Origin of the sequence: Lachnoclostridium sp. MSJ-17 (genome assembly GCF_018918205.1) — a bacterium.
GTDB lineage: Bacteria > Bacillota > Clostridia > Oscillospirales > Acutalibacteraceae > Ruminococcoides.
This window is the reverse complement of sequence record NZ_JAHLQB010000116.1, coordinates 37,654-49,345: the sequence shown is the minus strand read 5'-3', so window position 1 is coordinate 49,345 and position 11,692 is coordinate 37,654. Positions and strand designations below refer to the sequence as shown.

Below are 11,692 nucleotides of genomic sequence, written 5' to 3'. Positions count from 1 at the left end.
TCTTTGAGATATTTCTCGTCGTGGAGCTTGATGTCGCGGCAGCTTTTGCCGTTGGGACAGTGAAAGGTCAGATACTTTCTCTCATCCGTCCACGTCATTCGGTAGCCGAGAATAGACATCGAGCGTATAAATTCATCCTTGCTTCCGCTAAACTCCATCGCCTTATCGATGTCATTCGCCAGCTTTTGTTTCCAGCTTTCACCCTTCATTCTTGCTCGGTACTCTCTGGTGGACATTCTTTTGCCGCCGTCCTCGTATGGCTTGAGAACGGAAAGCCCGTGCGCAAGGCAGATTTCATCGCTGACCTTGCGCAGCTTTTTCAGAGTTGACGGCGATTGCCGCAGCTTCATTCCCGATTCATAGCCGACCAAATTGATGACGAAGTGGCTGTGTACATGAGTGGCGTCGCAGTGAGTTGTTACCAGAACCTCATGACCTACCCACGCTTTCTCCGCAAATTCAAGAGCGATTTCGTGCGCCTGTTCGGGCGTAAGCTTTTCCGACGGCGAGAACGATTGCGCATAATGGTAGAAGAATATACCGTTATCTTTTCCGTAAACCTTCTTCGTCGCCATGAATTCTCGGAAGGCATTTTCGCCGTCGCAGTTGACTCCGCTGACTAATCTGCGCTTAGATTCGCTGTCAAAGGTCTTGTACTCCTGCTGACAGTAGTTGATAACCGCGCGCATGGCGGAACGATTCTGCCGACCTTCCTTGATAAAAATGACCGTTGCCATCAGCTTTCATCTCCCATCAGGCTGAGGATCGCGTCATAGATTTTTCGCTGACCTTCGATAACCGAATCGAATTTTCCGAAGAAAAACCGTTTTGAATTGATCTTTCGTGCGATCTGATTGAGGTTATTGCCAACGCGTTTCAGCTCAACAAGCACCTCTGACAAATCAGTCACCGTGATATCTGTGTCGCGAGAACATTCAATCAGGTAGTCGGTCAAGGTCATCTGCGCCTGTTCCGCTTTGGCGACGATCTCTTTCTTTTCTTCTGCTGTAAGACGAATTGATATGGTTTGATTTCGTTTTCTGTTTGCCAAATAAATACCTCCGTGGTTGATATAAAAGTGGGTGCGGGCTTCTGCCCGGCTTTATGCGTACGGCGGACAGCCGGACGCTCTGCTTGCCTCAGCCGAAGCTGAGCAGACACAGGCTTTTTTCTTCGCTTCGACAAAATCCGCTTGAATTTGATATGCGGTTTTCATAGGATAGGGGTACTGTATTTTTCGGGGGATTAGGGGGAGAATTGAAGAAAGTCCGGATTTCATGAGGTTTTTGAGAAATCCGCTTGGGGAAGCTAAGGGGAATTTCTCACCCGAAGCTCACCCCAACAGAAAAAGGAAGAAAGCCAATATTCATGCGGTTTCTGAACCTTTATCCCCTGTATCCCCTCTTATTCGGACAAGGCTATGATTTGGTCGGCTTTCTCCTTGTCAATGCAGAGCAGCTTGATACTTCCCTTTTTTCCACAGACGCTGACGGACTTAACATTTTTGTCTTTGTCCGAATCCAGCAAGCCTTCATCCGCCAGTGCTTTGATTAAGGCGTTCTTTTTGAGGGTAAAGAATTCGCCCTGATCTTTGCACAGCTGCACGACCGCCTTGTGAGCCATGTCCGCGTTCAGGCAGTAATACTTTTCATCTTCATATCCGATAAAGTTTACCGGCATATACTCGACCGGTTTCGTTCTGTCCAGCACAACCGCCTGTCCGCTTTCAAGAAGCGAGTAGAGTTTCTGAATGAACGTTACCACAGGATTGTCCCGCTCGATGCTGTTGCTTTGACCCTTCGCTAAACCAAATAGAATTTCGCGATACTCCCGCAGAGCAGATTCCTTTTCCGTCTCTTTAATGATGCTGCGGATATAAAGAAATTCCAGAAAGTATTTCATACCGATTGTCAGCCATGCAACCATCTCGGAAACTCTGCCGTGACTGTGACTGTCCTTTTTAATGAACTCGTCGCGGTAGGCTTCAAAGCTCTCACTCAAATCCTCAAGCAAAATTTCCTGTGCGGATTCATTGTGCAGGTAGTTGCCTTTAATCCACTCCGTATATGAAAGCAGACAACTCATCAGCGTTCCGTTTTTCGCTTCACTCTGGAAGCAACTGAGGTTTTCCAAATTGACATCTCCGCGCTTTATCTCCAGCGTAAAGGTTCTGGCGGTGCCGCTCTCGCCGACGTCGGGAACGGTCTCGCCTGTCACGATAGCATTGCCCTGCGGAGGTCGGGCTTCCATCGGCGTACAATCGGAAGTCAACCGTCCTTTTCCGATGCGGTCTCCAAAGGCACGGTCAATGCCTTGGGCAATGTTGGTATCCCTTTTCTCGGCTGCCCGGGTACCGGGGTGGAAGTCGTCGATGCAGGTCAGCACATCCTTGAGCGTATTGATATTGGTGAGAATGCTGTTCAGCGTATCGCTGAATGACAACGGCAAGTCCGTACCGCTGAACCTTCCGAAGAAAGAAAGGAACAATGCCGCCAGCGTACTCTTGCGCGAGCCTGTTTTTCCTATCAGACACAGAACAAATTTCGGCTCGTAGAATACCTGCCGGAAGAACTCGTTGAGCGGTGTCAGGAAAACAAACGCGATCAGCGTCCAGATGATTGCCTTCGTCGCAATCAGCTTTTCCTTCATCATCGACCAAACCGTTTTCAAATCCGAATACGACCAACGGTTTGCCATCTCATAATGCCTGAGCTTTCCGAACAACCTGACGTCATGTTTCCCGTCATTCGGTAAGAGATATTCCCACTTGCCGTCAATCAGCTGCCAGCCCGTGGTACGGTACACGTTCTTTTTTTCAGCGTTTCCCGCTGTTTTCAGAATTGCGCAGCTGACATTTTCTCTGTTGCTGTTCCCCGGCTCAATAACGCAGTCGGCTCCCCAGCGTTCGAGAACCCAATTCATTTTTTCGAACTCTTTTACAGTGACCTCGATCTCCGGCAGCAATCTTCCGCTTTCGTGAATGCCTGCAATACGAAATGATCTTGTCCGCTCTACACCGTCGTCAACCTCGACCTCGTTTGTGAGATACGGCAGGAAGTTGCAGAGCTTTCTTGTGGTTGTTCCGTTTTTGTTGGCTTTCTCCATATAGAGACAGCCGTCGACAGCCTTGTACGGCAACGGATACCGTACAGGGCTTGTGCTTGAATTACTCATCTGTAATTCCTCCTTAAAATATTTTTTCGAATACAAAACTCCCACCTCAGAAAAGTGGGAGTAGTATTCATATTTGCAGAAATCAAATTCAGCCTTAAGGCGCCGTTCGGCTGAATCATCCTTCCACTCTATCAATGTCAATTATTTTAAAAAGTCCGTATTTTCCCGTGAAGGGTTCGAACCGTTTCCTGTTTTTTGTGAATTTAGAACGATTGTTTGAATTTATATTGAATTCTTCAAACGTATGTGCTATAATTGCATTGTGAGGTGAACGAATGTTGTTTGAGGAAGATATAAAAAACAGAATTCAAAACATCAACCTTTTCGAGGTCGTTTATAAAAAAGGTAACTTTGTATTGGGAGGTAAAGAATATCCCTTTGGCTATACGAGCTACCTTGCCATTCAGAAAGAGTGTCGTTTTATGGACGAAAACCTATTTAAAGCACTTCTCGGTCTTTATGACGACTTACTCCATGATTTTACAAAGGAAAATTTAGATTACTATCACAAAGGCATTGTTTATGTGCTTAACTCATTAAAGGATAACCCTATGTTCACGCTATTGGGAATTGGAAACGTAAAAGGCAAGATAGCCCGTCTGTTTACCGAGAAGAAAAAGAATTATTACCTTGCCATCCATGACTTTCAGGAACACGGAATCGACTTAGCTACAGAAGAGAAAGCAAATTATGCCGACGAGGTGATGCACTCTCTCAACGATCTGCTTTCCGCAATGGCAATCGGAAAAATCATATATAATTCTGTATTGGAGCTAAAGCAATACGCTGCTCTGGTTTTCCAAATAACACACCGGATTGTAGAGCGCGACGCACGAAGCAAAAGTCAGTTGGCTGACGCGTTCGGTGCGTTTCTCTCTGATGAATATATGCAGTTCATCTTCCATACCGCTTCACACCCGTTTAAGACGAGGGCGACGGTTATGCCGGTTATCGAAAATGTTGACGGTGAAAACTATATCTTCCGAAAGGTCTATTACAATAATCTAAAGGACTTTTTGATGACCGATTTATTTGAGGGATATATTCACGGCCACTATCTATGGCAGTGCGATATTTGTGACAGGTACTTCTTTATGACTACAGCGCACAAGCAGTTATATTGCAGTACAAAGAACCCTAAATACAATGTGCCGTGCTCTTATGTTGCGAAACACCCCGAAGTGGTCAAACGGAAAATGGAACGTCAGAAGAAAACTGACAGTCCGTATTATTTGCTTTGGAGAAAGCGTAATGACTTAATCAGAAAAAACAAAAGCCTCGGCAAATACGATGAAGCCGTATCTGCCAAGGCAAAGGAATATATTGATGACCGCTTTGATGAAGCACTAACCGATTTTGATTATGCGGAAACGCAGTTTGAAAAGGATATGGAAATAGAGAATATTTATCAGATGGCAAAGGAAATGTTAGATGTATGAGTTGGAGTACAAGCCCGAGAGATTAGATTGGAATGTGTATTTTATCCGATTTAAGGAAACGGGAGATATACGATTTTTTCGGGAGTTTCTTCACTTTTATGAGCCTGTGTTGGATAGAAAAATCGGGCGTTTTATTGAACATTACGAGTTAGAGGATTACCGCGCGGAGGATTTTAAGCAGATTTTCTCTTTTCTGCTGTGGGAAGAATTGCAGAGCTATGATTCCGAGATTCCGTTATTGCAGTTGATCAAGTACAAGGTGCAAACCGCGTGGCATGAGTACGTCAGGGTGAATTGCGGCAATTTCCAAGTTGATAATCGTCATCAGTATTTACTCCTGAAAAAGATAGCGTATCTTTACTATCAGAAGAAAGATAATAATTCTCTATCGGAAATAATTCCCGAAATTGCTGCTGAGCTGGAAATAACAGAAGAAAATGTTGAAGAATACATTATCGCGGTGTCGACCTTCAAGCCGAAGTACAATGCTGATTATTACGCTAATGACGACGAGGACGTTCTCTATTCCTCTGCTATGGACTCTGTTGCAAATGATTTGGACACGGAAGCGTTGTATTTTAAGTTGCTGCGACAGGAAAAGCTCAATAGCGCACTTGCCGATCTGCGTAAACCGGATAGGTTGTTGATTGAATATGTCTATGGCATTTGTCCTAAGTGTCTGAAAAATAAAGATAAGAAAACCCTGCGCGAAGCGTCGATGTTGCTTGGTTTGACCGAGGACGGCGCGGAGAAAAAACTGAAAAAGATCTTGAATAAACTGAAGAAAAATATGGAAAAATGAAGGCTGCGGGCATTGTACCTATGCAGCCTTTTTCGTGCCCACAAACCGCGACAAATCGCCTGTGTCGGCTTTGTTGGGCGAGGTCGGGTTGTTACCCGAATTTTTATTTCGCGCGGCACGGGGCGAAACAGGGCGCGTCGTGTGAGATGAGTTATTGTTTCATAAAATATGTCTTGCAATTTGCAATACTATGTTGTACAATATTCTTGAAAGGTGGTTGAATTGTGATGATGAAAGATGCAACCGTCAGCGCACGGGTTCAGTCAGATATTAAAACAGAAGCTGAAGAGATATTAAAAAATCTCGGGATTCCTGTGTCCGTTTTAATCAATTCTCTTTACCGACAAATAATTTACAAGCACGGAGTACCGTTTGAGCTAACCATTCCCACAGAGCCTGCTACTATGGATGCTTTAACAAAAGCTGAATTAGACAGGAAGCTGCAGCACAGCTATGAACAATCATTAAACGGTCAGGGTGTATCTGCCAATCAGTTTTTTGATGAGCTTGAAAGGGATTTGACGTAATGGGGCGGTATAATGTTATCATTACGCCTGACGCCGCAGCGGATTTATCGCAGATTAAAAGCTATATCGCCTATACGCTGCAAGCGCCGGATACCGCTTTGAAATATATTCGCGGGTTACGGCAAGAGATTTGTAAACTTGATTCGTTTCCTGCAGCCATTGCTACTGTTTCGGATGAACCGTGGCATTCGCGCGGAATCAGAAGAATCATTTACAAATTTTTTTATATCTATTACAGGATCGCAGAGAACACAAAGTGCGTCTATGTTCTAAATGTGATTTACGCAAAGCGTGATCAACTGAACGTATTGACAGAATACAACTAATCATCAACAGCTATGGAGCCTGCATGGGCTTTCATAGCTGTTTTTGCGCTCACAAACCGCGACAAATCGCCTGTGTCGGCTTTGTTGGACGAGGTCGGGTTGTTACCCGATTTTTTGTTTCGCGCCAAATTCAGCGAATTTGGGCGGGTCAGGTTTTGCCGTAGTTCAACGCCTCTACCGCGATTCTGATTCCAAGAGAAAACCCTCGGATAAACGCGTCGCGTTCTCCGAGGGTCAATAGCTCAAGGTAACTGTCCTTAAATTTTTGAAACGTTTCTTTCTGCTGTTCCGTCAGCGTAGCTGTCAGAGCTTCATCATGACGGACAACGAGCCTGTTTGCCACGTCATAATCACTGCCCTTGATGATTGGTTTTTCATGTGGGATGATGTTGCCGTAATAAAAGTTTTCCAGAGTGGTCATTGTGTTCACCTCGCTTTCTCAGCAAGACACAATACCACAGTTCATTTGAAAAGTCCAGATGTAAAAATACTTATTTTTCTGTAACCTCCGTTAAAATCCAATAGCCGTTCTGGTCGGTTTATATGTCTTTGCCGCATTGATATCAAAGTCGGACGCGGACAGGGTTGAGATAGTTTTTTTATCATAAATCTCATTTTGACATTCGGTGACAATGCGTGACGACTGCTTGATGATCGCCTGCTCCAGCACGTTGCGGACAAATCTGCCGTTGCCGAATTCCGCGTTTTTACAAGCACAGTCAAAGATGATCCGGCACTTTTTCTCCGCTTCTTCGTCGAGCGTATATCCCTTTTCTTTGCTCATCAGTTTCAAAATGTCGCAAAGTTCTTCTGCGTTATAATCGGGGAAATCAACATGAAACGCGATACGGCTGCGCAGACCCTCGTTCTTCTCAAGAAACCGTTCCATCTTATCGGGATATCCGGCGAAGATAACGATCACATCATTCCGATAGTTTTCCATCATCTGGACGATCGTGTTGATCGCTTCGTCACCGTATAAGCCTTCTTTTTCAACAAGAGAATACGCTTCGTCAATAAACAGAACCCCGCCTCTGGCTTTCTGAAACTGCGCTTCAACCTGTTTTGCGGTCCAACCGACATACTTGCCGACCAAATCCTGACGTCCGCATTCGATGAACTTACTCTTATTCAGCACATGTTCATCATAAAGGATGGAAGCGAGCAGCCTTGCGACCGTTGTTTTCGCGCTCCCGGGGTTTCCGGTAAAAATCATATGCTTCGAGGAAGCGACAACATCAAGCCCCATTTCTCTGCGCGCTTTGTTCAGCTTTTGGGCAGAAATGATCTGGTCGATGATCGCCTTGATCTCTGTTAAGCCGACCATGCGCTGCAGCTTGTCATAGCCGTTGGAAAGAGATTTCGGCGCTTCGACTTTGATGGTTTCCACACCCTTATATGCCCGATAAATACTGTTTTTGATACTGTTCTTTTTGATGTCCTTATATGTCTTAACAATATCGCTTACACTGTATTCTTCCTGATCGGGCAGGACAAAATCCTCCTCGGCATACGACACTTTGTTTTCTTTGAGAAGGTATGCGAGATACTTCTTTCCCGATTCCGCATCACCCCTGCCTTCAAATATTTCAATAAAGCTGATCCCTTCTTTATTGATGAGCCGCTGGACCGACTGCTTGCACGCTTTGCTTCCGAGATCAACAAGGATAAATACCGATTGCGGCGCAAACTCTCTGACAGAGTCACATATCAGTTCGCATTTTCTTTCGCTGTCCCTTGCGAAGCTGTCCTTGTCCGTGTTATCATCGTCACATTCGATTGCAACAACCGAGGCATACGAATTGCCGCAGAGTTCTTCCAATAATTCATCACGGTAGTCGCAGTCAAGATCGGTAATATAAGAGATTCTTGTGCTGAGGACTCTCTTGTTTGCATACAGCGCTTTCGTTAAGAGCTTTACGAGGTTAACGGCGGTTTCTCTTGACGCGGCGTTGAGTTTATAATGAACCGGGCTTCCGCAAAACTCACGCTTGTTCAGCGGGGAATAGATTCTTTCGATCTCCTCGAGCATTGTATCATCCGCAAGATACTCCTGCGTTTTCCTAAGAGCTTCTTCGTAAGGAAAATCCGCGTGAGGCATAATATATTCATCATAGTGCAAATCCGAATGACTTGCATAGCTTGCTTCGCAATATTCCGCGGCATGCCGTCTTGAACCTCTGGTATACGATCTGAAATATCCCGCCATCAATCCTTTGTGTGTCAACTCAACCGCTTCTTCAACGGTGATTTCTTCAGGCTCGCCTGAAAAGCTGACACAAATTCCCTTTTCATGCTTCAGCTCGATTTCGTTAAGAACACTCTTTTGCGCGGAAGAAAGCGCGTTTTCTTTGACTGAAAACATCAACACGGCATCAAACGATGTTTCGTCATGATCAAAAACAAACAGTTTATTTCGCGCTTTGCCGAAACGAACATCTGTACTGATATCTTCCCAAATTCTCTTTTGTTCTCTCTCACCAAGCTCCTCTGCAAAAGTATAATTGCACTTCACTTTGTAGTAGATCATATGGTACCTCCCGATTGAATCTTGTGTTCGTTCCATTCGTCTTTAATCGATATAGATTTCTTCCGTGGTGTCCAGACAGATACACCCCAAAGGATTGCCGAAAACAGCTCCGCAATCAACTGCGATATGATTGTTGCCCTTCCATATTCGTCCCGTGTATGCGGGATCGATGAACCCTGTCGGCGTGTGACCGGTGACGATCGTCATATCCTCAAAATAACACTTTTCGTATTCCAGTTCTCCGATAAGAAAATCCAAAATACTGCACTTTTCAATATCGAGCAGTTTTGCTTTTTCGCAGACCGTATGCGAGAGAAAGAACCGCTGTCCGTTTATGCTGAGTTCTTCATAAAACGGTAAAGAGTCAAGAAAGCTCAGTACGGAATGTTTTTCGTTATCGCTGAGCTTTGAGAACGCGGAAAAGGTCTCTGCGCCGCCGTCCTCCAGCCATAACCTGAAAACATCTTTCAGACGGTTTTCTTCTTTGATGTGATCCTGCACGGCAAATCTTTTCAGGAATATCAAAGCATAATAATCATGATTTCCCCGCAGGCAAACGACGTTTTTCCGCTTCATCACATCTTTGATGATCTCAATTCCCCCGCCGCCTCTGTCGACCAGATCGCCGAGGATATAGAGCGTGTCAGCTTCTTTCATATCTAAGCGCTCTATCAGCCGCAGATACTTTTCATAGCATCCGTGAATATCCGATGTAACATAAACCATAACACACCTCCTGATTGGATTAAACGGTTATTAACTCGTCTGTTCTGTATATATAACATACCATAATCCATGGGGCAAATTCGGGGCATAAAAAACAGAGCAGTCTGTGCTGCTCTGCAAAATGCTTGTTGCATGATCATTCTGTCACACAATCAAAAATCAAACATCCTTTTTTCATTGTCCATATTATCGGATACAGGAAATTTTTCTTTACTATGTCCATACACCCACAATGCTTGGTCCTGTTCTCTGGTAATACTGTAACTTGTAAATAATTGTGTTAACAGCCAGCAGTATTCACAATACAAAGTTAAGACTTTGTCCATATCATTTTTATCGAGAGAAGTTTCAACAGTAACGTCTTTTGGGTTAGCATTGAAGAATAAAGCCTTAGCCGCCTTGTGAGCATATTTATCATAAATAGGAAACTTTCCTTTTGATAAAAAGTATATCAAGGTAAGAATATAGACCGGCCCAAAGTATTTCACTGTTTGCTCATTATTCTGTTTCTGTAAATTCAATATTTCCTTGTATGCTTTTTTAAGCTGTTCATAAACTTTATTGTTATCTTTAAGTAAATCCGAACTAACTCTTTCGCAAACACTATTGATCGAGTTAAGATACTCATTTATCAATTCTATCGGATTACCGTAGCCGTTACAGCCATCCCAAGCGTAACGCCCATCAGAGCTCACATGATAATCCGAGTCTTTTTCGTACTCTTTTAACAAACCGCCTTTTGCATCAAATTCGAGCCTACCCGCTTTCCAAGCTATATGTTTCCAACAGATTTCTTGACATGGAGTATCAAATCCTGCTATTGGAAATACTGAATTAGTAGCAATATCCTCTACGTCTTTTACAGAAGTACCGAGTTTGACATTCTTTCCCAATTTTTTATGCTTCTTATCAATGTATTGCTTGATTTCTCTGCCTTTTTCATTGTACTTGTTTTCAGACGAGTAGAAATATGAGTATTCTTCAACGAATTGTATTGTTTCCTTTGGTGTAATCATTTCTAACCTTCTATACTTATTTATTATTCTGATACTTCTCCAGCCCCGCGCTCAGAAGCTCTATCATATCTTCCCTTAACTCATCGGGCTTTATGATCTCTACCCACGGGGTATAGCTCTTTGCGAACTGCATCATTGCGAGGTCGTTGACGTAGGCAGTGACGGTGATGTGGGTGTCTGTCTCTTCGCTGAACCTGACATCCTTGCCGAACACATCTATCACATCGCTGATGCAGTCCTTTGTGATACGGAACAACGCGCGGACGGTTTTGCCCGAGAACATATAGATATGCTTTTCCATATACTCTTGCAGGTTGAGCGGTCTGCCGTCGGAGCCGGTCAGTGTATTGAACGGCTTGATATGTTCGGGCAAAATCTCCATATCTGTGATGCGGTCGAGGCGATAGTTGCCGACGCTGTTGTACTTGTCGTTGTTGCAGATCAGGTAATACTTGCCCTCTTTGGCGACGAGCTGATAGGGATTCATGACGTATTCGCGCACCTTGCCATCCTCGCCGCAGCGCTTGTGGAGCTTCTTGTCCGACTTGTATTCAAGGTAATGAAAGCGCACCTTCTGCCCTTTGTCGATCGCCTCGTCCAGCAGCTCGATATTGTAGAAAAGCTGTTTGTTATCGGTCTTATCTTCCGGCATACGGGCTATGTGCTTCACGCGCGATTTAAAGTAGACATTGGACAGCCCCGAGAGCTTTTTCTCCAGTTCCATATCCTGCTTGTAGGGGATGTAGTTCGAGAACAGCACGCTGTCGATCAACAGCCTCAGCTCGCTGTCAGTGAATTCCCGCTTCAGATGAAAATCGGAGAGAACGACGTTTTCCTGTTCTTTGCCGTCCTTATCCTTGACGATGCGAATGCTCTCGCTGTAATTGATATAATAGCCGAACTCGATCAGGTTCATCAGGTTGCGCTTGATTGCCTTCCGGTCGACCTTCATATCGTATTCCCGCGCTAGGATGTCCTGTATCTCTTTCTGGCTGAGCCGATGATTCTCGTCTGTGTATCGCTTGAGGATGTCCAGAATATTCATAATAATCAGTTTCTTCGGCTGCTTGGCATACATCGCATACAACTCCTTCCGCAGATTGCTGTTATCATAATACCATAGGTTATGCACCAAAAACAACCCATCATTTT

At 44.4% G+C, this 11,692-nt stretch carries 13 protein-coding genes; 4 read left to right on the top strand and 9 right to left on the bottom strand.

Annotation, left to right across the window (positions count from 1 at the left end; genetic code table 11):
* From KQI64_RS09650 to KQI64_RS09640, 3 genes are all read right to left on the bottom strand, one after another.
* On the bottom strand, positions 1 to 737 hold a 737-nt coding region (locus KQI64_RS09650; RefSeq protein ID WP_216524548.1), incomplete at its 3' end, for a relaxase/mobilization nuclease domain-containing protein.
* Positions 737 to 1,051, bottom strand: a complete 315-nt coding sequence (locus KQI64_RS09645) for a MobC family plasmid mobilization relaxosome protein (protein ID WP_216524547.1) — start codon at positions 1,049 to 1,051, stop codon at positions 737 to 739. The genes KQI64_RS09650 and KQI64_RS09645, both read right to left, overlap by 1 nt.
* Before the next feature lie 353 nt (positions 1,052 to 1,404).
* Positions 1,405 to 3,174: a hypothetical protein gene (locus KQI64_RS09640; RefSeq protein ID WP_216524546.1), complete on the bottom strand. Its 1,770-nt coding sequence runs from the start codon at positions 3,172 to 3,174 to the stop codon at positions 1,405 to 1,407.
* Positions 3,175 to 3,449: 275 nt separating this feature from the next.
* On the opposite strand from KQI64_RS09640, the gene KQI64_RS10490 reads away from it, so the two are divergent.
* The 4 genes from KQI64_RS10490 (at position 3,450) to KQI64_RS09620 (ending at position 6,268) form a co-directional block, all read left to right on the top strand.
* Complete coding sequence (locus KQI64_RS10490; protein ID WP_253289260.1) at positions 3,450 to 4,613, top strand: DUF6076 domain-containing protein; 1,164 nt, start codon at positions 3,450 to 3,452, stop codon at positions 4,611 to 4,613.
* On the top strand, positions 4,606 to 5,415 hold the full coding sequence (locus KQI64_RS09630) for a hypothetical protein (protein WP_216524545.1): 810 nt from the start codon (positions 4,606 to 4,608) through the stop codon (positions 5,413 to 5,415). Before KQI64_RS10490 ends, KQI64_RS09630 begins: the two co-directional genes overlap by 8 nt.
* A gap of 227 nt (positions 5,416 to 5,642) precedes the next feature.
* Entirely contained in the window at positions 5,643 to 5,942 is a 300-nt protein-coding gene (locus KQI64_RS09625; RefSeq protein WP_253289261.1) for a type II toxin-antitoxin system RelB/DinJ family antitoxin, read from the top strand.
* Positions 5,942 to 6,268 (top strand): type II toxin-antitoxin system RelE/ParE family toxin, encoded by a 327-nt coding sequence (locus KQI64_RS09620; RefSeq protein ID WP_216524544.1) that lies wholly within the window; start codon positions 5,942 to 5,944, stop codon positions 6,266 to 6,268. The genes KQI64_RS09625 and KQI64_RS09620 overlap by 1 nt, the downstream gene beginning before the upstream one ends.
* Here the strand turns inward: KQI64_RS09620 and KQI64_RS10565 are convergent.
* The 6 genes from KQI64_RS10565 to KQI64_RS09595 form a co-directional block, all read right to left on the bottom strand.
* Positions 6,265 to 6,396, bottom strand: a complete 132-nt coding sequence (locus KQI64_RS10565) for a hypothetical protein (RefSeq protein WP_301282434.1) — start codon at positions 6,394 to 6,396, stop codon at positions 6,265 to 6,267. The genes KQI64_RS09620 and KQI64_RS10565 overlap by 4 nt on opposite strands.
* A 20-nt stretch (positions 6,397 to 6,416) precedes the next feature.
* Entirely contained in the window at positions 6,417 to 6,689 is a 273-nt protein-coding gene (locus KQI64_RS09615; protein WP_216524543.1) for a DUF6809 family protein, read from the bottom strand.
* Between the two features lie 90 nt (positions 6,690 to 6,779).
* Positions 6,780 to 8,798, bottom strand: coding sequence for an AAA family ATPase (locus KQI64_RS09610; protein WP_216524542.1), 2,019 nt, complete (start codon positions 8,796 to 8,798; stop codon positions 6,780 to 6,782).
* A 42-nt stretch (positions 8,799 to 8,840) separates the two neighbouring features.
* The gene (locus KQI64_RS09605; protein WP_216524541.1) at positions 8,841 to 9,524 is read right to left on the bottom strand and encodes a metallophosphoesterase; all 684 of its coding nucleotides are present in this window, start codon (positions 9,522 to 9,524) and stop codon (positions 8,841 to 8,843) included.
* Between the two features lie 152 nt (positions 9,525 to 9,676).
* Positions 9,677 to 10,540, bottom strand: a complete 864-nt coding sequence (locus tag KQI64_RS09600) for a hypothetical protein (RefSeq protein ID WP_216524540.1) — start codon at positions 10,538 to 10,540, stop codon at positions 9,677 to 9,679.
* 16 nt (positions 10,541 to 10,556) lie between these two features.
* Positions 10,557 to 11,618 carry a helix-turn-helix transcriptional regulator gene (locus tag KQI64_RS09595; RefSeq protein WP_216524539.1) on the bottom strand — a complete coding sequence of 354 codons (1,062 nt, stop codon included), beginning with the start codon at positions 11,616 to 11,618 and terminating at the stop codon, positions 10,557 to 10,559.
* Positions 11,619 to 11,692: the final 74 nt, after the last annotated feature.